This is a genomic window from Williamsia sp. Leaf354, from assembly GCF_001424365.1.
Lineage (GTDB): Bacteria > Actinomycetota > Actinomycetes > Mycobacteriales > Mycobacteriaceae > Williamsia_A.
In genome coordinates this window covers 473,559-495,671 of sequence record NZ_LMPL01000002.1, presented here as the reverse complement: position 1 = coordinate 495,671, position 22,113 = coordinate 473,559, and the positions used below count along the sequence as shown (strand labels likewise).

At 70.4% G+C, this 22,113-nt stretch carries 17 protein-coding genes; 6 read left to right on the top strand and 11 right to left on the bottom strand.

Features of this window, described 5'->3' with window-relative positions; all coding sequences use genetic code 11:
* The first annotated feature begins 1 nt into the window (after window position 1).
* Both dapF and hflX read left to right on the top strand, forming a co-directional pair.
* Window positions 2-922: a diaminopimelate epimerase gene (gene dapF / locus ASG12_RS10375; RefSeq protein ID WP_235456549.1), complete on the top strand. Its 921-nt coding sequence runs from the start codon at window positions 2-4 to the stop codon at window positions 920-922.
* A gap of 86 nt (window positions 923-1,008) precedes the next feature.
* On the top strand, window positions 1,009-2,583 hold the full coding sequence (gene hflX, locus ASG12_RS10370; protein WP_082501906.1) for a GTPase HflX: 1,575 nt from the start codon (window positions 1,009-1,011) through the stop codon (window positions 2,581-2,583).
* An 80-nt stretch (window positions 2,584-2,663) separates the two neighbouring features.
* Here hflX and ASG12_RS10365 read toward each other — a convergent pair whose 3' ends face one another.
* From ASG12_RS10365 to ASG12_RS10350, 4 genes are all read right to left on the bottom strand, one after another.
* A complete protein-coding gene (locus ASG12_RS10365) occupies window positions 2,664-2,924 on the bottom strand; it encodes an HPr family phosphocarrier protein (protein ID WP_045822527.1) in 261 nt (86 codons plus the stop codon).
* Window positions 2,925-2,964: 40 nt separating this feature from the next.
* On the bottom strand, window positions 2,965-5,100 hold the full coding sequence (locus ASG12_RS10360; protein ID WP_082501847.1) for a PTS fructose transporter subunit IIABC: 2,136 nt from the start codon (window positions 5,098-5,100) through the stop codon (window positions 2,965-2,967).
* A gap of 102 nt (window positions 5,101-5,202) precedes the next feature.
* Complete coding sequence (locus ASG12_RS10355) at window positions 5,203-6,177, bottom strand: 1-phosphofructokinase family hexose kinase (RefSeq protein WP_055788875.1); 975 nt, start codon at window positions 6,175-6,177, stop codon at window positions 5,203-5,205.
* Window positions 6,174-6,941 (bottom strand): DeoR/GlpR family DNA-binding transcription regulator, encoded by a 768-nt coding sequence (locus ASG12_RS10350; RefSeq protein WP_055788872.1) that lies wholly within the window; start codon window positions 6,939-6,941, stop codon window positions 6,174-6,176. The genes ASG12_RS10355 and ASG12_RS10350 overlap by 4 nt, the downstream gene beginning before the upstream one ends.
* Before the next feature lie 195 nt (window positions 6,942-7,136).
* Here ASG12_RS10350 and ASG12_RS10345 point away from each other — a divergent pair, with 195 nt between their 5' ends.
* Window positions 7,137-8,876 carry a putative PEP-binding protein gene (locus tag ASG12_RS10345; protein WP_082501846.1) on the top strand — a complete coding sequence of 580 codons (1,740 nt, stop codon included), beginning with the start codon at window positions 7,137-7,139 and terminating at the stop codon, window positions 8,874-8,876.
* Between the two features lie 16 nt (window positions 8,877-8,892).
* Here ASG12_RS10345 and ASG12_RS10340 read toward each other — a convergent pair whose 3' ends face one another.
* Together ASG12_RS10340 and lexA are read right to left on the bottom strand one after the other, a co-directional pair.
* Complete coding sequence (locus ASG12_RS10340; RefSeq protein ID WP_055788869.1) at window positions 8,893-9,756, bottom strand: SDR family NAD(P)-dependent oxidoreductase; 864 nt, start codon at window positions 9,754-9,756, stop codon at window positions 8,893-8,895.
* An 84-nt stretch (window positions 9,757-9,840) separates the two neighbouring features.
* Window positions 9,841-10,521 carry a transcriptional repressor LexA gene (lexA, locus tag ASG12_RS10335; protein WP_045822532.1) on the bottom strand — a complete coding sequence of 227 codons (681 nt, stop codon included), beginning with the start codon at window positions 10,519-10,521 and terminating at the stop codon, window positions 9,841-9,843.
* 202 nt (window positions 10,522-10,723) lie between these two features.
* Between lexA and ASG12_RS22090 the strand changes: the two genes are divergently transcribed.
* Window positions 10,724-11,215: a LysM peptidoglycan-binding domain-containing protein gene (locus tag ASG12_RS22090; RefSeq protein ID WP_055788867.1), complete on the top strand. Its 492-nt coding sequence runs from the start codon at window positions 10,724-10,726 to the stop codon at window positions 11,213-11,215.
* 123 nt (window positions 11,216-11,338) lie between these two features.
* Window positions 11,339-11,839 (top strand): transcriptional regulator NrdR, encoded by a 501-nt coding sequence (gene nrdR, locus ASG12_RS10325; RefSeq protein WP_055789522.1) that lies wholly within the window; start codon window positions 11,339-11,341, stop codon window positions 11,837-11,839.
* On the opposite strand, the gene hrpA is transcribed toward nrdR, so the two are convergent.
* Window positions 11,777-15,820: an ATP-dependent RNA helicase HrpA gene (gene hrpA, locus ASG12_RS10320; protein WP_082501845.1), complete on the bottom strand. Its 4,044-nt coding sequence runs from the start codon at window positions 15,818-15,820 to the stop codon at window positions 11,777-11,779. The two genes, nrdR and hrpA, sit on opposite strands and share 63 nt — an antisense overlap.
* Window positions 15,821-15,938: 118 nt before the next feature.
* On the opposite strand from hrpA, the gene ASG12_RS10315 reads away from it, so the two are divergent.
* Window positions 15,939-17,174 (top strand): aminotransferase family protein, encoded by a 1,236-nt coding sequence (locus ASG12_RS10315; RefSeq protein WP_055788865.1) that lies wholly within the window; start codon window positions 15,939-15,941, stop codon window positions 17,172-17,174.
* A gap of 28 nt (window positions 17,175-17,202) precedes the next feature.
* Here ASG12_RS10315 and ASG12_RS10310 read toward each other — a convergent pair whose 3' ends face one another.
* The 4 genes from ASG12_RS10310 to ASG12_RS10295 all read right to left on the bottom strand — a co-directional run bounded on the left by ASG12_RS10310 (window position 17,203) and on the right by ASG12_RS10295 (window position 21,915).
* Window positions 17,203-17,652, bottom strand: coding sequence for a MarR family winged helix-turn-helix transcriptional regulator (locus tag ASG12_RS10310; protein ID WP_055788863.1), 450 nt, complete (start codon window positions 17,650-17,652; stop codon window positions 17,203-17,205).
* Entirely contained in the window at window positions 17,649-18,278 is a 630-nt protein-coding gene (locus ASG12_RS10305; RefSeq protein WP_055788860.1) for a DJ-1/PfpI family protein, read from the bottom strand. Before ASG12_RS10305 ends, ASG12_RS10310 begins: the two co-directional genes overlap by 4 nt.
* Window positions 18,279-18,373: 95 nt before the next feature.
* Entirely contained in the window at window positions 18,374-20,902 is a 2,529-nt protein-coding gene (locus ASG12_RS10300; protein ID WP_055788857.1) for a DEAD/DEAH box helicase, read from the bottom strand.
* Window positions 20,902-21,915 (bottom strand): proteasome assembly chaperone family protein, encoded by a 1,014-nt coding sequence (locus tag ASG12_RS10295; RefSeq protein ID WP_055788855.1) that lies wholly within the window; start codon window positions 21,913-21,915, stop codon window positions 20,902-20,904. The genes ASG12_RS10300 and ASG12_RS10295 overlap by 1 nt, the downstream gene beginning before the upstream one ends.
* Window positions 21,916-22,113: the final 198 nt, after the last annotated feature.

Genomic DNA, 22,113 nt, shown 5'->3' with positions numbered 1-22,113 from the left:
TATGGCAGCAGACGTCGACACCGAGGGCATGGCGTTCCTCAAGGGGCACGGCACCCAGAACGACTTCGTGCTGCTGCCCGACGCCGACGCGCGCCTCGATCTCACTGCCGACCTCGTGGTGGCCCTGTGTGATCGACGTCGCGGTATCGGTGCCGACGGTGTGCTGCGCGTCGCCCGCGCCGACGCGCTGTGTGTGACCGGAGCGCTCGACGAACTGCCGGCCGGTGTCGGGACCCGCGACTGGTTCATGGACTACCGCAACGCAGACGGGTCGATCGCGGAGATGTGCGGCAACGGGGTGCGTGTGTTCGCTCACCACCTCGTCGCCGCCGGACTCGTGGAGGGACCCAATTTCGTCGTCGGCTCGCGCGCGGGCGCGCGGGCGGTGCACGTCTCCGACGCCGATGCCACGACCGCTACCGTCACCGTGGAGATGGGGCCGGTTGCCGTGGGTGTCGAGAGCAAGGCGACGCTCGGCGATCTGACCGTCGCGGGCGTCGCCGTGGATGTCGGCAATCCGCATCTCGCCTGTGTCGTACCGGATCTCGACCGCGCCGGCCTCGATGCTGTCGATCTCGCGTCGGGTGCACGGTTCGACACCGACGTGTTCCCGTCCGGCGTCAACATCGAGATCGTCACGCCACCGAGCGAGGGTGTCGTGGCGATGCGGGTCCTCGAGCGCGGCGTCGGTGAGACGCGTAGCTGCGGCACGGGAACCGTCGCCGCCGCGGCGGCCGCACTGCTGGCGTCGACCGGGAATCAGCTGGGCACCATCGACGTTGACGTACCCGGTGGCAGGGTGACCGTCTGCCTCGAGGCCGACGCCGCCTACCTGACCGGTCCGTCGGTCCTCGTGGGCTCGGGTGTGTTGCGACCCGGGTGGGACCGGGCCTCGAACCCACCCCGGACCACCACCCGGTGACGTCCTCGCGGGAAGCCGAACCGCGCGTTGCCGACGACGGCGACCTCATGCCCGACGGAAAATCGGATGCGGGGGCCCACCGATCCATGAGATCACTGACACCACAGGCCGGACACCCGGCATCACCGGACACCGGTGCCGACCATCACGACACCGCGCACGACACAGAGGAGAACACCTTCTTCACCGACACGAACACGATCGACCACACCGACGACACCGACGCGTTCGGCGAGACCGACCGCACAGCGGGGATCACCGAACAGTTCCGGCGGCGCACGCCGACCACCGGCGAGCTGCAGCTCGACGAGCGGTCATCGCTACAGCGCGTACCCGGACTGTCCACCGAGCTCACCGACGTCACCGAGGTCGAGTACCGACAGCTACGCCTCGAACGGGTCGTGCTGGTCGGGGTGTGGACCGATGGCAACGCCTCCACCGCGGAGGCGCGGATGGCCGAGTTGGCGGCACTCGCCGAGACGGCCGGCTCGGAGATCCTCGACGCGGTCATGCAGCGGCGCGATCGTCCCGACCCCGCGACCTACATCGGATCGGGCAAGGCGCACGAGCTCCGCGAGGTGGTCCTGGCCACCGGCGCCGACACGGTGATCTGCGACGGCGAACTGACACCGGCCCAGCTCAACGCGCTCGAGAAGGTGGTGAAGGTCAAGGTCATCGACCGCACCGCCCTGATCCTCGACATCTTCGCCCAGCACGCCACCTCCCGCGAGGGCAAGGCGCAGGTCGCGTTGGCGCAGATGGAGTACATGATCCCGCGGCTGCGCGGCTGGGGTGAGTCGATGTCCCGTCAGGCCGGCGGTCGGGCGGGTAGCAACGGCGGTGTGGGCCTGCGTGGTCCCGGTGAGACGAAGATCGAGACCGATCGACGGCGCATCCGTGAACGGATGGCCAAGCTGCGTCGCGAGATCCGCGGCATGAAGACGGCGCGAACGGTGTCACGCAGTGGCCGCCGTCGGTCGTCGGTACCCGCGGTGACCATCGCCGGGTACACCAACGCCGGGAAATCCAGTCTCATCAACGCCATGACCGGGTCCGGCGTGCTCGTCCAGAACGCCCTGTTCGCGACGCTCGATCCGACAACCCGTCGTGCGACGCTCGACGACGGCCGTGAGGTCGTCTTCACCGACACCGTCGGGTTCGTGCGACACCTGCCGACGCAGCTGGTCGAGGCGTTCCGTTCGACCCTCGAGGAGGTCGTCGACGCCGACCTGGTGCTCCACGTCGTCGACGCGTCCGATCCGTTGCCCATGGACCAGATCTCCACGGTGCGCACGGTGATCGACGAGGTCGTGCGCAGCGAGAAGGCCACCGCACCGCCGGAGATACTGGTGGTCAACAAGATCGACGCCGCCGACCCTCTCACCCTCGCCGCGCTGCGCGGCGAGTTCTCCGACGCCGTGTTCGTCTCGGCGGTCACCGGCGAGGGGCTCGACGAGCTGTTCGACCGCGTGCGCGACGTCATCGGGCGCGACGACGTGGAGATGTCGGTGCTCGTGCCCTACTCGCGGGGCGACCTCGTCTCGCGTATCCACGCCCACGGCGACGTCCTCGAGACCGAACACCGTGACGACGGGACGTACATGCGGGTGAAGGTGCCGGCCGCGTTGGCCGGCGACCTCGTCGACATCGCCTGGCGCTGAGCGAGACCCGCACACGACAGACAGAGCAACGGCCGGTGGGATGTCCCACCGGCCGTTGCCCGTTCTGCTCTGTCGACGATCTATTCGGCGTCGAGATCCTTGCCGACCAGTCCGGCGATCTCGTCGAGCGTGGCCTGATCGTCGGCACTGACCACGACCTGGGTGCCCTTCTCGGCGCCGAGGGTCATGATCATCAGCGCCGAACCGGCGTCCACGGGCTCGCCGCCCTCGACGGCCAGGGTGACCGCCGAGCCGGCCGCGGCGACGGCCTCGGCGATGATCGTGGCAGGACGGGCGTGCAGTCCGACGGCGGACCCGACGGCGATGGTGGTACTGGGCATGTTCAGTTCCTTCTGTGTGGAGGTGTCGGGTGGGAGGAGATCACGCGGGGACGGGAGCGCCGAGGGCGACCTCGGACGTCGCGACGACCGGCTTGGACCGCATCTGCTTGGCCGCGACCACGAGAACGGCTCCGACGATCGTGCCCGCTGCGAGCGAGATGAGGAAGCCCAACACGTTGCTCATCGCGAAGAACACGAAGATGCCGCCGTGGGGGGCACGCAGACCGACGTCGAATGCCATGGTCAGCGCGCCGGTGACGGCACCGCCGGCCATCATGGACGGGATCACCCGCAGCGGGTCGGCCGCGGCGAACGGGATCGCGCCCTCGGAGATGAACGACGCTCCGAGCAGCCATGCGGCCTTGCCGTTCTCCCGCTCGGGCTCGGTGAAGAGCTTCGGACGGATCGTGGTCGCGAGCGCCATGGCCAGCGGCGGGACCATGCCGGCGCACATCACCGTCGCCATGATCCGGAGGTCGGCCGAGCCACCGATCGCGAGCCCCTGGACCGCGAAGGCATAGGCGGCCTTGTTGACCGGACCGCCGAGGTCGAAGCACATCATGAGACCCAGGATGATGCCGAGGATGATGACCGAGCTGCCGGACATGTTCGACAGCGCGTCCTGCAGCGAGGTGGTGATCCACTTCAGCGGGCGTCCGAGCACCATGAACATCAGCGCGCCGGTGATCAGTGTGGCCAGCAGCGGGATGATGACGACGGGCATGAGTCCACGCGCCCACTGCGGCAACGGGATCCGGCTGATCCACAGGGCCACGAAGCCGGCGATGAGACCACCGACGAGGCCGCCGATGAAGCCGGCGCCGACGACCGAGGCGATGTAGCCGGCGGTGAAACCGGGAGCCAGACCGGGACGGTCGGCGATCGCGAAGGCGATGTAGCCGGCCAACGCGGGCACCAGGAAGAAGAACGCCAGCGACCCGATCTCGAAGAACACGCCACCGAGGTACTGGGCGAACCCGCCCGACGGCAGGTTGGTGAGGCTGTTGCTGAGCGCGATCGTCGCACCCAGGGGATCGGTGGCGCCGTCGGGCTTGAGCGCCATCTCGTATCCGCCGAGCAGGAAGCCCAGTGCGATGAGCAGGCCGCCCGCGGCGACGAACGGGATCATGTAGCTGACACCGGTCAGCAGGATCTGCCGGGTGCGTGTGCCCCAGCCGAGCTCGCTCGAGCCTGCCGATGCGCCGGCGTCGGCCGCTGCGGCCGAGCCGCCCACACGCTTGGCGTTCGGGTCCTTCGCCGCGGCGACGGCCTCGGCGATCATGGTGTCGGGCTCGTTGATGGCGCGCTTGGTCCCCGACTCGATGACGGGCTTGCCGGCGAAACGCTCCCGGCCCTTCACACCCACGTCGGTGGCGAAGATGACGGCGTCGGCCCGGGCGATGACGGCGGGATCGATGGCGGTCGTCTTCGACGACCCCTGGGTCTCGACGACGAAGTCCACATCGGCGCGCTGCGCGGCGTAGGTGAGGGCGTCGGCGGCCATGTAGGTGTGCGCGATGCCGGTCGGGCAGGCGGTGATGGCCACGACGGTCGTGGCAGCCGCCGAACCGGTCGCGGCGGGCGGGGTGGTGCCGGCCGAGGTCGCGACCGCGGCGGTCGCCGCAGCGCCCGCGGTTGCGGTGCCTGTCGCAGCAGGGGCCTTCGGCGCCGCCGGGGTGACGACCTCGGACACGAGGGCGACCACGGCGTCCGCGTCGGACGCGGCACGCAGCTTCGCGACGAAGTCGGGACGGACGAGGGCGCGGGCCAGTGCGCTGAGCAGCTTCATGTGCTCGGAGCCGCCCGAGGCGGGCGCCGAGATCAGGAACACCAGATCGGCGGGGGCGTCGGTGGCGCCGAAATCGACCGGCGGCGCGAGACGGGCGAAGGCCAGGCTCGCGCGCACCGCGGACTCGGTGCGGCAGTGGGGGATCGCGATCCCGCCGGGAAGGCCGGTGGCCGACTGGGCCTCCCGCGCCATCGCCGCGCTCACCAGGGTGTCGGCGTCGGTGGCCCGGCCGCTGCGGACCAGGAGGTCGGCGAGGTAGGTGATCACCGCCTGGTTGTCCGATCCGGCGGCGACGTCGAGGGCGACGGTCGCGGCCTCGATGATCTGCGGTGGATCGGCGGATTCGGGCGCCCCGGTCGGGGCGGTGCCGATATGGGTGTCGGACATCGTTGTGCCTTTTCTCGATGGGAGCCTCCACGGTGGAGGCTGGTCGACTTCTGGTTGTTCGGTGAAGCGGGTGGTCGGGTCAAGGGATGCGGCGCGAGGGCCTCACACCGCGTGGGGTGTCGCCACCTCGCTCACGCGCACCGCGGACAGTGCGAGGTCGGTGGGTCGGGGTGGTTGGGTGCCGGCGAGCCCCGCCGCCGCCGATCCGTAGGCGACGGCACGACGCAGGGCGTCGGCCGGGGAGGCGTCGTCGAGGGTGGCGAGAAGGTAACCGGCCAGGGTGGCGTCACCGGCCCCGACGGTGCTCACAGGGATCATCGGCGGGGGTGTGGCGCGCCAGGCGCCGGTCTCGGTCACCAGCATCGCGCCGGCCGCACCCAGTGTCGCGAGGACCGCGCAGCCGGCGAGGTCGTGCAGGGCGCGCGCCGCGTCGTGGGTGGGACCGAAGTCGCCGGCGTCGGCGGCCCGTTCCAGGGAATCGAGATCTGCGCCGGTGATCTCGCAGAGTTCCTCGCTGTTGGGCTTGATGAGATCCACCGACACCCCGGGCATGGCCGCGCGCACTGCGGTCAATGGCGTCCCCGAGGTGTCCACCGCGACCCGGCAGGGCATCGACGCCAGCTGGTCGGCGAGGTCGGCGTACCAGTTGTCGGGCACCCCCGGCGGGAGCGATCCGCACAGCGCCACCCAGGTCGCGGTCGAGGCGGAGTCCAAAACCAGGCGGGTCATCTCGGCGAGCTCGGACGGCGACATCACCGCGCCGGGCAGGTTGAGCTTGGTCGTGGTGCCGTCGGGTTCGGTGATGGTGAGATTGCTGCGGACGTCGACGGCGACGTCGACGGTGCGGTGGACGAGCCCCACGGCGTCGAGTCCCACGAGCAACGGATCGCCGGCGCGTGCGGGCAGGATCGCGGTGGTCGCCGCGCCGGCCATCTGCACGGCGCGGGAGACGTTGACGCCCTTGCCCCCGGGCTCGACACGCGCGTCGGCGGCGCGGATGACCGATCCGCGGACCAGTTCTCCGGGGAGCACGATGGTGCGGTCGACGCTGGGATTGGCGGTGACGGTGACGATCATGCGATCACGACCTCGACACCGCGCGCGGACAGCTGCGCGGAGAAGCCCGGGTCGATGCCGTCGTCGGTGATGAGGACGTCGACCTCCTCGAGGCCGGCGAAGCGCGTCATGTCCTCGGCGCCGAGCTTGGAGGAATCCGCCAACACGACAACACGATTGGCGGCGGCGATCATCGCCGACTTCACCGCACCCTCGTCGGGGTCGGGTGTCGACAGCCCGTGGCGTTCGGTGATGCCGTTGGTGCCGATGAACGCGACATCGACGCGGAACGAGGCGAGTGCGGTGATGGGGGCGGGTCCGACCGCGGCCTGGGTGAGCCCGCGGATGCGACCGCCGAGGAAGTGCAACTGCGCGCCCGGGTGATCGGCCACCGACGCGGCGACGGGCAGCGAGTTGGTGAACACGGTGAGCGCTCGATCGCGCGGCAGCCGGGCGGCGGCCTGCACGGTGGTGGTGCCCGCGTCGATGACCAGGCTGCCGCCGTCGGACGGCACGAAGCGACACGCGGCTGTGCCGATGCGCTCCTTCTCGTCGGGATGGGCATCGGCGCGCTCGGCGACACCGAGCTCGGTGACCCGCACGGCGTCGACCGGGACGGCGCCGCCGTGTACGCGACGCAGGAATCCGGCCCGCTCGAGCGAGGCGAGATCGCGACGCACGGTCTCGCTGGTGACATCGAATTCCTCGGCCAGCGCGGTCACCGACGCGCGACCGTGGGCGAGTACCTGGTCGGCGATGGCCTGCTGTCGCTCTTCGGCGTACACGCGTCCCCGTTTCGGTTGGAATGTGTGGCTTTGAATGTTGATATCGTTGTGTTTACGCCTGGATGTGTTGACAAGTCAAGCTTTTCTTGTAATTTGAGTCACACAGCAGCACCGCAATGACAATCACCTCGTCGAGAGTCCACATCGGACGCCGCGGCGGATGATCGGCCGACAGCAACGATCGATAGGCACCCCATGGCTCCCCACGCGACAGCGAACGACCTCTCCTCGGCGGACGTGACCACCTCCACCGATCCCGCCGCCCCGACGGTCCTCACCGGCACCCCCGTGGTGTCCGGTGTGGCCTTCGCGCCGGTGATGTGGCCCGGTGAGCGGCCGGCCCTGCCGGGCCCGGGGACCCCACCGGCGGATGTGGAGGCCGAGTGCGCGCGGTTCGTCGCCGCGGCGGCGGCCGTCGCCGACCGCCTGCGTGCCCGTGCTTCCGCGGGCACCGGGGTGGCCTCGGAGGTCCTCTCGGCAACCGCCGCCCTCGCACAGGACCGCGGTTGGATCTCCTCGGCGGAGAAGCTCATCCGCGCGGGATCACCTGCACCGAACGCCGCGGTCGACGCCACCGAACAGTTCGTCGCCATGTTCACCAAGCTCGGCGGTCTCATGGCCGAGCGGGTGACCGACCTGCTCGACGTGCGCGATCGTGTGCTCGCCGAACTCGCCGGTGACCCGGAACCCGGCCTGGCCCAGCCCGACCACGAGGTCATCCTCTTCGCCGACGACCTCGCTCCGGCCGACACCTCCGGGCTCGACCCCGCCCTCGTGCGGGGCCTCGCCACGCGTCTGGGCGGACCGACCAGCCACACCGCGATCATCGCCCGCCAGTTGGGGATTCCGTGTGTCGTCGCGGTCGGTGCCCTGACCTCGGTCGCCGCGGGCACCCCGGTGATGCTCGACGGGGAGGCCGGCACCGTCACCGTCGGTCCCGACGCCGAGACCGCCCGCACCGCCGTCGCCCGGTCTCGCGACGCCGCGGAGTTGGTGTCGCGCTGGAACGGACCGGGACGCACCGCCGACGGACTCGACGTGTCGATCCTCGCCAACGTCCAGGACGGGACATCTGCGCGCTCCGCGACCGACTTCCCGGTCCAGGGCATCGGGCTGTTCCGTACCGAGTTGGCCTTCCTCGACCGCGCGAAGGAGCCCGACGCCGCCGAGCAGACCGCGCTCTACCGCGAGGTCATCGAAGCGTTCGTCCCCTCCGCGGGGGAGCCCGACGCGAAGATCGTGATCCGCACCCTCGACGCCGGCTCCGACAAGCCGCTCCTGTTCGCCGACAACGGAACCGAGGCCAACCCCGCGCTCGGTGTGCGCGGTCTGCGGGTGGCGTTCGGCAACCCGGGTCTGCTCGATCGGCAGCTCGACGCCATCGCGGCCGCCGCCGAGGCCACCGGCTCGTCCCCGTGGGTGATGGCCCCGATGGTGGCCACCGCGACCGAGGCGCGTGACTTCGCGGCGAAGGTGCGTGCCCGGGGCCTCATCGCCGGGGTGATGATCGAGATCCCCTCGGCCGCACTGCTCGCGCCGTCGATCCTCGCCGAGGTCGACTTCGTGTCGATCGGCACCAACGACCTCACGCAGTACACGATGGCGGCCGACCGCATGTCGGCCGAACTGGCCTACCTCACCGACCCGTGGCAGCCCGCCGTCCTCGCACTGATCAACATGGTCGCCTCAGCGGGTTCGGCGACCGGCAAGTCCGTCGGCGTGTGTGGTGAGGCCGCCGCCGACCCGTTGCTCGCCTGTGTGCTGGTGGGCATGGGCGCCACGTCACTGTCGAGCGCACCCGCGGCCGCCGCGGGGGTGGGTGCGGCGCTGGGTCAGGTGAGCACTGCGCAGTGCCGGGCCGCGGCGCAGGCGGCGCTGGCCACCGCAGATCCGGCAGACGCACGGGCCGCCGCGGCGGCGGCCCTGCACGCCTGACGGCGACCGGTCGGGCTCACCGCCGGTGAGCCCGGTCCTCCACCTCACGCACGAGGCCGATCATGGTCGGATCACGGTGCAGGGCGGCATCCGACAGCGGGTTGACGATCCCGCGCAGGGCGGACACCGGGATCCACCGGCGTGGCACCTGGATGCGCGGTGACCGGGCCTCGATCCCGTCGGCTACCGCCAGCCCGACGCGTCGGGGCTTGATCGGCGTGAGCAGCGGACGTGGGAAGGCCCGCTTGATCAGCGCGGTGGCCAGCTGGTCTTTGCCGAAGGCGACGTCGGCGATGGGGGTCGCGACCCATCCGGGGTAGAGCACCCCGGCCGTCGCGCCGTGGGCCGCGAGCTCGCTGCGCAACGCGCGTCCAATCTGCTCGACGGCGGCTTTCGATGCCGCGTAGGGCGCGTTCACCATCCCGTTGAGGTAGGCGTATGTCGACGAGGTGACGAGGACATGCCCCCGGGAGTCGATGATGTGGGGGAGTGCCGCCCGCACCGTGTTCCACACACCCATCAGGTTGACGCCGATGACGCGCTCGAACACGCCGTCGGCCACGCTGGCCACGGTGTCGGCCGAATCTCCGCTGGAGATACCGGCATTGGCGAACACCACGTCGATCCGTCCCCATCGCGCAACGGCACGATCGACCGCGTCGGACAGGTCTGCGGGGACCGTGACGTCGGCGCGTGCCGCGAGCACGCGGTCGGGATCGAGTCCGCGGACGGCGTCGTCGACCGCCGCCTGGACCAGGTCGAGTGCGACCACCCGGGCACCGCGACGATGCACCTCACGGACGACCTCTCGCCCGATGCCGCCCGCGGCGCCGGTCACGATGACCACCGCCCCGTCCAGGACCAATCGCTGCGTGCCCATCACTTCTCCTGTCGTCCGCCGAACGGGGAGCTCAGTGTGACACGCGGCGTGGTCAGATGGGATCTGCGGGGTGTGTGCAGTCGATCAGAGGCGACGCATGACGGTGACGACCTTGCCAAGGATGGCCGCCTCGTCTCCCGGGATGGGGTCGAACTGCGGGTTGTGGGGCATCAGCCACACGTGTCCGTCGGTGCGCTTGAAGGTCTTCACCGTGGCCTCGCCGTCGATCATCGCCGCGACGATGTCGCCGTTGTCGGCGACGTTCTGCTGGCGGACTACCACCCAGTCGCCGTCGCAGATGGCGGCGTCGATCATCGACTCACCGACCACCCGGAGCAGGAAGAGCGCACCGTCGCCGACGAGTTCGCGGGGGAGTGGGAAGACCTCCTCGACGGCCTCCTCGGCGAGGATGGGCCCGCCGGCCGCGATCCGGCCGAGGACCGGGACGAAGGTCGGGGTCGGCAGCGAGAGTGCATCCGACCCCCCGCCGTCACCGGGATCGGCGTCCTGGACGTTGACCGCGCGGGGGCGGTTCGCGTCGCGTTTGAGGAAGCCCTTGCGCTCCAGTGTGCGGAGCTGATGGGCGACCGACGAGGTGGAGTTGAGGCCGACCGCGTCGCCGATCTCGCGGATGCTCGGGGGATAGCCGCGCTCGCGGACCGACGCACGGATGACCTCGAGCACCTTCGCCTGCCGAGGCGTCAGATCGGCCTCGCTGATCGGGCCGTCGGCGAAGTCGGTGGTGGTGACGGTGGTGTCGGACACGGTGTCCCTCCTGTCGCGGCCCGCTCCCGACCGGTCTGTTCGAACGGTTCGGATGACGCGCGGACCTGCTGTCACCTGGGACAGTAGTGCAGCAGATAACAACTTTCAAACATTTGTTCGACCGTGTCGGGACATTGTCGGAGGTGCGTGATACAAATCGAACACACGTTCACTCGAACGTCTGGTCGATGAGGAGCACGTCATGAATCAGACTCTCACGCGTCACAGCAGCACCACCGCACACGCGGGTCACCGGCCCGCCGGAGCCACGGTCGAGCGCGCGCCGCGTCCGGCGCCGCGCCCCGTGCCCGCACGCCGCCGCCCCTCGGGTCGGCCGGTCGCGGCGCGCCCCGCGGGCGTCGTGTGCGCCGACGGACGCCGCCACGCACCGGTGTCGCGCCGGCCCGCCCCCATCGGATGGGGCGCGGCCATCGTCGCCGGCATCGCCCTCGCGATCGCGGTGTGGGCGGTCGTCATCGGTGGGGCGGCCGCCACCGACTCGACGGCCGCGCCGATCGCCGGTACCTCGGTGGTCCACGTCCGTGGCGGGGAGTCGCTGGGCGAGCTCGCGCAGCGCGTCGCCCCGGACCGGTCGACGTCGGCGGTCGTCGCCGACATCAGGGAGCTCAACCACATGAGCGGATCGGCCCTCACCGCGGGCCAACCGCTGCTCGCACCGCTCTACCGGAACTGACCGGTGTGTGACGCTCGACCCGGGTCGGTATCCTCGCGACCGTGGGTCCACATCGGACCCTGTGACGCCCCGGGGTCCGTCCTCGACGCGCGTCGCCCGCGGATCAGGTTCGAGGACACGTCGATGCACTGCCCCTTCTGCAAGCACGAGGACACCCGAGTGGTCGACTCGCGTGTTGCCGACGAGGGTCAGGCCATCCGCCGCCGCCGTTCGTGCTCGAACTGCGGCCGTCGGTTCACCACGGTGGAGAGCGCGGTGCTCGCTGTCGTGAAGCGCAACGGGGTGACCGAGCCGTTCAGCCGCGAGAAGGTGATGCTCGGCGTCCGTCGCGCGTGCCAGGGCCGTGCCGTCGACGAGGACCGGTTGCGGCTGCTGGCCCAGCAGGTCGAGGACGCCGTCCGTGCCTCGAGTTCGGCCGAGATCCCCAGCAACGAGGTGGGATTGGCGATCCTCGGGCCGCTGCGTGAACTCGACGAGGTCGCCTACCTGCGCTTCGCCTCGGTCTACCGGTCGTTCGAGTCCGTCGACGACTTCCAGCGCGAGATCGACGACCTGCGGTCGTCACCGTCGCGCGCCGCCACCGCCTCCGTCGGCTCCGCGGGCGAGGCCGTCGATCGCACGTAGGATCCGCTGCTCCGACACCGGATAGGCGGGCCGGATGCGCTCGGCGAACAGCCCGATGCGCAGTTCCTCCACCATCCAGTGGATCTGCTCCCCGAGCGTGACACGCCGTGCCGGCGTCGCTCTCTCGACCACCTCGGCCCACCTGTCGAGGACGCGGTCCAACGATTCCATCGCCCGGGCGTCGGTCGCCGACGCAGCGGGCAGGCGCGCCGATCGCACGAGGATGGCGTCGAGATACACCGCGACACGCGCGCGGTGCTCGGCGTCGGTGGCGGCGATGAACCCGTCGAACACGAGATCGTCGAGCTGGCGCGTGATGTCGGCGACGGCAGCTCCCGAGCGGAGGCGGTCGAGTTCCGCCCGTATCGGAGCGACGCGAATCAGCACGTCGGCCGCGGTTGCCAGTGCGGCGTGGGCGACCGCCGGGGTGTCACGGGCAACCGACGCCCGGAGCGCCGCGAACGCGGCGGGGTCGCGCACCGTGCCGGTCGACCCCGTGAGATCGCCGATGGCCGCCCGTGTGCAGTCACGCAGCAGGTCCTCGGTCGAGCGGTAGGGACTCTGCGACAACGCCAACCGCGCCGCGACGGGTAGCCGGCCGGTGGCCGAGGGCTTGAGGACGGGGATCGAGATCTCGAGCAGCCGTCGGATGGCCCGGTGGGTCTGCAGGTCGGCCTCGGCGGCGGTGGTCGCGACCGCCCGCACGACACCGCCGTCGACCACCAGCAGGCACGGATGGCTCGTGACCTGCTGACCGGCGACGGTTTCCACGACCGACGGTGCGATGGTCCCGATGGTGGCGGCCGTCCACTCGGTGATCGGCGGCGGCGCAGGTGCGGCGGACGCACCGCCCCGGGACGTCGAGACACCACGCCGCGGCGCCGCGGGCGCCGATCCCCCGACGGCGTCGCGCAGCTCGGCGAGCGACTCGGCGGTGGCGACCACCGATCCGTCGTTGGCGACCGCGGCATAGGTCATGCGCAGATGGCGGGGCAACGTGGTCGGGTCGAAATCGTTCGGCGACACCGCGACACCGGTCTGGCGACTCACCTCACGCGCCAGACCGACGGCGACCGGTTCGCTGCGCGGGGTGAGTGCGGCCATGGCCGCAGCCCCGACATCGGCGGCGGGACCGAGCCGCCTGCGCACCGATTTGGGGAGGCTCCGCACCATCGCCACGGCCAGCTCGGTGCGCAGTCCGGGGACCAGCCAGTCGAAGCCCGACGGACGGACCCGCGGCAGCAGGGCGAGGGGGATGTGGACGGTGACCCCGTCGCGTTCGGCGCCGGGCGAGAACTGATAGGTCAGATCGAGGTGCGCCTCGCCCTGCTGCCACCGGTCGGGGAACTCCGTCGCCGAGACCGCGTCGGTGTCGGCGACCGTGTCGGGGGTGAGGTCGAGCAGTTCGGGGTCCCCGCGGCGCGCGGACTTCCACCAGGTGTCGAAATGGGCCGCCGACACGACCTCTCGACCTATGCGTTGGTCGTAGAAGTCGAAGAGCTGGTCGTCGTCGATGACGAGGTCGCCGCGGCGCGCACGGTGCTCGAGGTCACGGGCGTCCTCGAGCAGGGCCCGGTTGCGGTCGAAGAAGGGGTGTCGGGAGCGCCAGTCACCCTCGACCAGCGCGTGCCGGATGAACAGGTCCCGCGATGTCTCGGGATCGACCCGGCCGAACGGGACCGCGCGGTGCGCGACGAGGGGTACGCCGTAGAGCGTGACGCGCTCGTAGGCCATCGCCGAACCCCGCTTCGACGACCAGTGCGGCTCACTGTACGAACGTTTCACCAGCGGTCCGGCGATCTTCTCGGCCCACTCGGGTTCGATGCCCGCGACCGTGCGCGCGAACAACCGCGAGGTCTCCACCACCTCACCGGCCATCACGAAACGCGGCGGCTTCTTGGCCAGCGGCGACCCCGGGAACACCACGAACCGGGTTCCGCGGGCGCCGAGGAACTCGCGGGTGTCGCCGTCGCGGACGCCGATGTGTCCGAGCAACCCGGCGAGCAGTGACTGGTGCACCGCGGTGGGCGACGCGTCGGAGGTGTTGGGTGTCCATCCCTTGTCGGCGGTGATGCGTTCGAGTTGTCGCACCAGCTCCCGCCATTCGCGGATCCGGAGCCAGTGCAGGAACTCGCGTTCACACCGCTTGCGGAACTGGTTGTTCGACAGCTCATCCCGCATCTGTTCGAGGTGTCGCCACAGCGCGAGGATCGACAGGAAGTCCGACCCCGCCACGGCGAACCGCGCATGCGACTCGTCGGCGGCCTGTCGCTTCTCGGTGGGACGCTCGCGGACGTCGGGCAACGACAGGGCGGCGACGATGACGAGCACCTCGGCCAGCGCGCCGTTCTCGTGCGCCGCGACCACCATGCGCGCCCACCGGGGATCGATGGGCAGGTCGGCGATGTCGCGACCCACCGGGGTCAGACCGCGGCGGGTGCCGGACCCGTCGACGGCGCCGAGCTCCTCCAGGAGGCCGATCCCGTCGCGGATCGACCGTGCGTCGGGAGCCTCGACGAACGGGAAATCGGCGATGTCACCGAGATTCAGCGCGGTCATCGTGAGGATGACCGACGCGAGGTTGGTGCGCAGGATCTCCGGTTCGGTGAACTCGGGGCGGCTGTCGAAGTCCTCCTCGGAGTACAGACGGATGCAGATCCCGTCGGCGACGCGTCCACACCGGCCGGCTCGCTGGCGCGCGCTGGCCTGCGAGACGGGTTCGATCGGCAGCCGCTGCACCTTCGTACGCAACGAGTACCGGGAGATGCGCGCGGTGCCGGCGTCGACGACGTAGCGGATGCCGGGCACGGTGAGCGAGGTCTCGGCGACGTTGGTGGACAACACGATCCGTCGGCGCTGCGAGGTGGTGAACACCTTCTGCTGATCGCCGGTCGACAACCGTGAGAACAACGGGAGGATGTCGACACGGTCGTCGAGGCGCCGTCGCAGGGCGTCAGCGGTGTCGCGGATCTCGCGCTCGGTGGCCAGGAACACCAGGATGTCGCCGGGTCCGGCACGGGTGAGTTCACCGATCGCGGCGTCGATCGCCTGGATCTGGTCGACGTCGTCGTGGTCGCCCCCGCCTCGGGTGTCGCCGTCGGGGTCGCCGTCGTCGGTCTCGGCGTCCCGTGGTCGGTATCGGATCTCGACCGGGTAGGTGCGGCCGGAGACCGAGATGACCGGGACCGGATGGTCCGGGGTGGCGAAGTGCTCGGCGAAGCGGCCGGGGTCGATGGTCGCCGAGGTGATCACGACCTTGAGATCGGGTCGGCGGGGCAGCAGCTGCTTGAGGAAGCCGAGGATTAAATCGATGTTGAGGCTGCGCTCGTGGGCCTCGTCGATGATGAGCGTGTCGTAGGCGAGCAGCAGCGGGTCGCGTCCGATCTCGCGCAGCAGGATGCCGTCGGTCATCACCTTCACGAGGGTGTCCGCGCCCGACCGGTCGTCGAAACGGACGGCGAACCCGACGGCGGCGCCCAACTCGGTGTCGGTCTCCTCGGCGATGCGGGTGGCCACGGCGCGCGCGGCGATTCGGCGCGGCTGCGTGTGGCCGATCGCGCCGCGGACGCCGCGCCCGAGGCCCAGACAGATCTTGGGCAGCTGGGTGGTCTTGCCCGATCCGGTCTCCCCGGCGACGACCACGACCTGGTGGGCGGCGATCGCGGCCGCGATCTCCTCGCGCGCCCCCGAGATGGGCAGCTCGTCGGGATAGCTCAGCTCCGGGACGAGCGTCTTCCTGCGGGCCAGACGCCCCCGCGCCGCGTCGATCGAACCGGCCAGCCGGTGGCGGGAACGGTCGTCGCGCGCCCCGGACACGCGGCGCCGCAACCGGTGGGCATCGACGATCGAGACCTCGTCCTCGTCGATGACGAGTGGCTCGGATGGCGTGGCCGTCGAGTCGGTGTGGGGACCCCGGGGGCCGTTCGGACGGCGACGTGCCGACCGGTCGTCGGTCGAACGCGCGCGAGGGGGTCGGGACATGATGTCTCCTACGATATTCGTTCCCTCTGCGTCGGGCCCCGCGCCGTGTGCGCGACGACTCCTCGCCACAGGGGACCGCGCCCCCGCCACGCCGGTGGGCGACAGGCATGATTGGCCCATGACGTCGACGCTGTGGCATGGGTTTGCCGACATGGGGGCGGTCAGCTCCTCCGGACCGTTCGCGATCGCTCGCGGTTCGGGGGTGCACATCTGGGACACCGACGACAACAAGTACATCGACTCGACCGCGGGTCTGTGGTTCACCAACGTCGGGCACGGTCGCACCGAGATCGCCGACGCGGTGGCACGCCAACTCGGCACTCTCGCGCACTACTCCGGTTTCGGTGACGTCGCGCCCGCGGTCACCATCGAGCTCGCCGAGCGACTCGGCGGGATCGCGCCCATCGCGGACAGCAAGGTGTTCTTCACCTCCGGCGGCAGCGACTCGATCGACACCGCGGCGAAACTGGCCCGCCGGTACTGGCACGAGAAGGGTCGACCGGACAAAACGCTGATCATCGGGCGCACGAAGGCCTACCACGGGATGCACGTCGCGGGGACCGCGCTGTCGGGGCTGCCGCCGAACCGGGAGGGCTACGGCACCCTGATGGCCGACGCGGCCACCGTCGAGTGGGACGACGCCAAGAGCCTGCTCGGACTCCTGGAGCGCGTCGGCCCCGACTCCGTGGCCGCGTTCTTCTGCGAACCCGTCATCGGTGCCGGCGGCATCTATCTCCCACCGGAGGGGTACCTGACCGAGGTGCGCCAGATCTGCCGCGACCACGACGTGCTGTTCGTGGCCGACGAGGTCGTCACCGGTTTCGGGCGCATCGGCGGGTCCTGGTTCGCCTCGCAGCGTTTCGACCTGCAGCCCGACATGATGGCCACCGCGAAAGGACTCACCTCGGGCTACGTGCCGATGGGTGCGGTCTTCGTCGCCCCCCACATCGCCGAGCCGTTCTTCTCCGGCGGCGTGTGGTGGCGCCACGGCTACACCTACGGCGGCCACGCCGGTGCGGCCGCGGCCGCGATGGCCAACCTCGACATCATCGAGCGCGAGGGGTTGCTCGACGAGGCACGACGACTCGAGTCCGACCTGCACACCGCGCTCGCGCCGCTCGCCGAGCACACCGTGGTGTCGGAGGTGCGCAGCGGCATCGGGGCCGTGGCGGCGGTGCAGTTGGCCGACCCCGCCCAGGGGCCGGCCGCGGTCACCGCGCTGCGCCGTCACGGTGTGAGCGGACGCGCAGCGGGCGCGGGAGCGCTGCAGATCTCGCCGGCGTTCGTGATGACCACCGAGCAGACACACGAACTGGCCCAGCGCATGTCCGACGGGCTCGACGAACTCGTCTGACCTTCGGTCGAACACCCATTCCGTCCGGTCAGGTCGGGCGGTCCTCGATCGCGTCGAGGGCCGCCGACAGCGCGCGCAGTCCCTCGACGATGGTCTCCCATCGCTGCGCCCCCACCTCGTCGGTCAGCCGTGCGGCGGCGCGGGCGTGACCGGGGGAGATGCGCGCCATCGCCTCCCGTCCCTCGACGGTGGGGGTGACCAGTTTGGCCCGACGGTGTGCCGGGTTCGGGAGATACTCGACGAGGCCGTCGTGCGCCAGCAGATCGGCGGTGCGTTGCACGCTCTGCCGGGTGATGCCCATGTCGCGCGCGATCTGCGACACCGGGAGTGGCTCGGAGACCACCGCCCCGAGCACCTGCCACCGCGTCGCGGTGAGTCCGGCGGGCGCCGCGAGGTCGTCGGCGAGGGCGAGGAACTGCCCGTTGAGTCGGAACGCCAGCAGCGCGGAATCGCTCAGCAACCTCTGGGGGTGCGTCACGCGGACTCGGCCATCAGGCGCGGGTAGGCCGCCGGGTCGTGGTTCTCATAGAGGTCGAACCACGCCGCAAGCGTCTCGGGTCGGTAGAGGCCGAGCCGTGCGAGCACGGCGCGCGCGAAGTGTGCCGGCGCGATGCCGCTCGCGGTGATCAGGTCGCCGTCGGTGACCGCGAGCTCGTCGACGTAGAACTCCTCACCGCGGTATCCCGGCTGCGCGCCGAGATATTCTGCGGCGTTGCTGGTGTGGGGGCGATGGTCGAGCAGCCCGTGGCGGGCGAGGGCCGAGGTCGCCCCGCAGATCGCGGCGACCGGGATGCCGACGGCGAGGAGCCGCTCGGCGAGGTCGGCCCACTGCGCTCCGTAGCCGGCGGAGAACGCCTCCGCCCCGGGCAGTATCAGTGCGGCCGTGGTGGATTCGTCGACCTCGTCGATCGTGATGTCGGGCACGACCCGCATCCCGCCCATGGTGCGGATCGGCGCGTCGATGAGCCCGACGGTGACCACGGTGAACCGACCGGGGTCGACCTGGTGGGCGCCGGAGTTGATGTGCGCGCTGGCGAGTCCGTACTCCCAGTCGGCGAGCGTGTCGTAAATGGCGAGGAGGACGGGGCGGGGTGCGGTGCTCATGGGGAACTCCTGACGTGGTCAACAGATGACAACACACTGTCGTCTTGACAGGCTGCTGTCAATACCTGAGACCCCGGAGTGGGTCCGCATTCGCGTCAGCCCGCGACCACCTCGACGTCGCGGATCACCGGTTGACCGTCGGACACCGCGCCATCGGCATCGTCGGCCTCGACATCGGGGAGGTCGACGAGGGCGGTGATGGCCCACCCGTGATCACCCTCGGGGTCGTCGAGCGTCTGTCGCACCCGCCACGGCTGCTCGGAGGTGTCGAGGGTGAACAGCTGCGGGCTCCGCGCGTCGGGACCCATCCCGACCTCGTCGTACTCGTCGAAGTAGTCATCGAGGTCGTCGCGCCACTCGACGTCGGGGTGCTTGCGGTACAGGGTCGCGACGTCGCGACGCGCGAACGCCGAGACCAGTGCGAACATGTGGTTGCGCACACCGACCCGCAGGGCGCGGACGTTCGGACCCGCCATGGGCGGGGGAGTCGCACGTCCGTCGCCGGTGTCGTCGGGATGAGTCAACTGCTCCCACTCGTCGATGAGACTCGAGTCGACCCGTCGGACGAGGTCCCCGAGCCACTCGATGAGGTCGTCGAGTTCGGGGGTGTGCAGTGCGGTCGGCAGCCCGTGTCGCGCCGAGCGGTACACGTCGGTGAGGTAGCGGAGCACCACACCCTCGCTGCGCGCCAGCTTGTAGGTGCCCACGAAATCGGTGAAACCCATGGCGCCCTCGACCATCTCGCGCACGATCGATTTCGGGGCCGGGGGAGTGCCCGACACCCACGGGTGGCCGCGTCGGTACATCTCGAAGGCGGCGTCGAGCATGTCGGCCAGCGGCTTGGGGTGGTCGACCTCCTCGAGCAGCTCCATCCGCTCCTCGTATTCGATGCCGTCGGACTTCATCTCGGCGATGGCGACGTCGCGGGCGGCCGAGCGCTGCGCCCGTAACACCTGCCGCGGGTCCTCCACGATCGACTCGATCACCGACACGGCGTCGAGCGCGTAACCCGGGTCGGCGGGATCGAGGAGTTCGAGAGCGGCGATCGCGAACGACGACAACGGATTCGACAGCGCGAAGTTGGCGGGCAGGTCGGCGGTGAGGCGGACGGTCTTGCCGCCGGGGGTGTCGGAGGGCTCGGCGGTCCACGGGTCGATCGGCTCGACCAGCCCTGCGGTGAGCAACCCGCGGTAGATCTCGATGGCGCGCAGGATGTGTCGCCGCTGCCGCTCCCGTGGCTCGTGATTGCACTCCAGCAGGTGACGCATGGCGGTGAAACAGTTGGCGGGACGGGCGATCACGTCGATGACCATCGAGGTCGACACACGGAAATGCGACCGCAGCGGCTCCGGCGGGGCGGCGATGAGCCGTTCGAAAGTGGGTTCACCCCATGAGACGAAGCCCTCGGGCGCCTTCTTGCGCTGGATCTTCTTGAGCTTCTTCGGGTCGTCGCCCGCGCGGGCGGTCGCCCGGGCGTTCTCGACGTCGTGTTCGGGGGCCTGCGCCACCACGTAACCGCGATCGTCGTAGCCCGCTCGGCCCGCGCGTCCGACGATCTGGTGGAACTCACGCGCCTGCAGATGGCGGGTGCGGACGCCGTCGTACTTCGTCAGCCCGGTCAACAGCACCGTGCGGATGGGGACGTTGATGCCGACGCCGAGGGTGTCGGTACCGGCGACGACCCGCAGGAGTCCCTGCTGCGCAAGCCGTTCCACGAGACGTCGGTAGCGGGGCAGCATCCCCGCGTGGTGGACGCCGATCCCCGCACGCACCAGCTTCGACAGCGTCGAACCGAAGCCGGCGGAGAAGCGGAAGTCGCCGATCTCGGCGGCGATCGCGTCGCGCTGTTCGCGGGTGATGATCTTGGCGCTGAGCAGGGCCTGCGCACGTTCGACGGCCGACTGCTGGGTGAAGTGCACGACGTACACCGGCGCGCGGTCGGCCTCGATCAGCCGCTCGATGGTCTCGTGCACCGCGGTCAGCACGTAGCTGTAGTCCAGCGGTACCGGTCGTTGCGTGCCGCTGATGTCGGCCGTCGGACGTCCCGTGCGCTCGGTGAGGTCGTCGACGAAGAAGGACACGTCGCCCAACGTCGCGGACATGAGCAGGAACTGTGCGTGCGGCAACTCGATGAGCGGCACCTGCCACGCCCAGCCACGCTCGGTGTCGCCGTAGTAGTGGAACTCGTCCATCACCACGAGACCGACATCGGCGTCGGCGCCGGTGCGCAACGCGAGGTTCGCGAGCACCTCGGCGGTCGCGCAGATGATCGGCGCACCCGGGTTGACCGTGGCGTCGCCGGTCATCATGCCGACCTTCTCCGCGCCGAACTGTGCGCAGAGGTCGAAGAACTTCTCGCTCACGAGCGCCTTGATCGGGGCGGTGTAGAACGTGCGTTGCCCTCGACCGAGCGCGAAGTAGGCGGCGCCGGTCGCGACGAGCGATTTCCCCGATCCGGTGGGCGTCGACAGGACCACGTTGGCACCGGAGGCCAGTTCGATCAGCGCCTCTTCCTGCGCGGGATAGAGCGAGATGCCGCGCGCGGAGACCCACTCACCGAGTGCGTCGAAGAGGTCGTCGGCGTCGGCGGACGCCGGGGTCGGGAGAGTGGCGGGTCCGGCGATCAGACACCGTCTCCGGTCGGCGGGGTCGGGTTCTGGCTGTCCGGGCCGTCGTGGTCCTCGGGCAGCTCGCGTCGCGCGCCGTCCACATCGACATCGTCGCCCGCGGTCTGATCGGCCAGGAACGCCTCGAGCTCGGCGCCCAGTTCGTCACCGCTGGGCAGCGACTCATCGGCGGCGAGCAGGGAGGCCTTCTCGGTCTCCGACGAGGTGAACGCGTCGTACTGGCTCTCCAACGCCGACACGACCGACTCGACCTCGGCGTTGCCCTCCACCTCGGAGTCGATCTGCACCCGCACCTTCGCCGCGGCGTTCTCCAGGGCGGCGACGGGGAGATCGAGCCCGGTGACGGTGGCCAACGACTCGATCAGCATCGCCGACGCACCGGGGTACTGAGCCTGCGAGAGGTAGTGCGGCACGTGGACCGACAGGCCGGCCGTCGGGTACCCGTGCTCGGCGAGACGGAGCTCGACGAGCATCGACGCACTCGCGGGGATCTTCAGCGGGCTGCCCCACCGCGGGAGGTCGCCGAGCATCGACGCATCCGACCCGTGCGCGGTGATGGTCGACGGACGGGTGTGCGGGATCGCCATCGGGATGGCGTTGAGACCGACCACCGACGACACGTTGAAGTGGTCGCTCAAGCCGCGCACCGCCTCGACGAAACGCTCCCACCGCAGGTCGGGTTCGTTACCGGCGAGCAACAGGAACGGGCGCCCGGCGTTGTCGCGGATCGCGTGGATCGTCAGTTCGGGCATGTCGACGTCGGTGAACTCCTGGCCGGAGAACGTCATCGTGGGGCGACGCGAGCGGTAGTCGATCAGCTCGTCGGCGGAGAAGGTCGCGACCAGCTCGGACTCGAGGCTGTCACGCAGGTGCTCGGCGGCCAGGGCGACGGCGTGTCCGGCGTCGGCGAATCCCTCCATGGCGTGCACCAGCACCGGGCCGGTTCCCTCCTCGCCCGCCACCTGGGGCACGGGGAACTCGAGCTCGTACAGCGTGGACTTCTCGTCCATGGTTGTCCTCCTGTGATCGCGACGACGAGGGCTGGACCCTCGGCCGCATCTGTCCATTGTCGCCCATGCCCACGGTGGTCACCACAATCGCGGCGACCAACGGACGGGGAGATGTCGGTGTCACCGACCTCAACGACCGCGACACCACCGGCGATTCCCGTGTGCGGCGCGCGGGCGGGTGTGGCGACGATCGCGTGT

Coding starts and splice junctions, on each gene's coding strand:
- ASG12_RS10360 (WP_082501847.1), bottom strand. CDS start 5,100: ATGTCCGACACCCATATCGGCACCGCCCCGACCGGGGCGCCCGAATCC.
- nrdR (WP_055789522.1), top strand. CDS start 11,339: ATGCACTGCCCCTTCTGCAAGCACGAGGACACCCGAGTGGTCGACTCG.
- ASG12_RS10355 (WP_055788875.1), bottom strand. CDS start 6,177: ATGATCGTCACCGTCACCGCCAATCCCAGCGTCGACCGCACCATCGTG.
- hrpA (WP_082501845.1), bottom strand. CDS start 15,820: ATGTCCCGACCCCCTCGCGCGCGTTCGACCGACGACCGGTCGGCACGT.
- dapF (WP_235456549.1), top strand. CDS start 2: ATGGCAGCAGACGTCGACACCGAGGGCATGGCGTTCCTCAAGGGGCAC.
- ASG12_RS10295 (WP_055788855.1), bottom strand. CDS start 21,915: ATGGACGAGAAGTCCACGCTGTACGAGCTCGAGTTCCCCGTGCCCCAG.
- ASG12_RS10305 (WP_055788860.1), bottom strand. CDS start 18,278: ATGAGCACCGCACCCCGCCCCGTCCTCCTCGCCATTTACGACACGCTC.
- ASG12_RS22090 (WP_055788867.1), top strand. CDS start 10,724: ATGAATCAGACTCTCACGCGTCACAGCAGCACCACCGCACACGCGGGT.
- ASG12_RS10365 (WP_045822527.1), bottom strand. CDS start 2,924: ATGCCCAGTACCACCATCGCCGTCGGGTCCGCCGTCGGACTGCACGCC.
- ASG12_RS10345 (WP_082501846.1), top strand. CDS start 7,137: ATGGCTCCCCACGCGACAGCGAACGACCTCTCCTCGGCGGACGTGACC.
- ASG12_RS10315 (WP_055788865.1), top strand. CDS start 15,939: ATGACGTCGACGCTGTGGCATGGGTTTGCCGACATGGGGGCGGTCAGC.
- hflX (WP_082501906.1), top strand. CDS start 1,009: ATGAGATCACTGACACCACAGGCCGGACACCCGGCATCACCGGACACC.
- ASG12_RS10340 (WP_055788869.1), bottom strand. CDS start 9,756: ATGGGCACGCAGCGATTGGTCCTGGACGGGGCGGTGGTCATCGTGACC.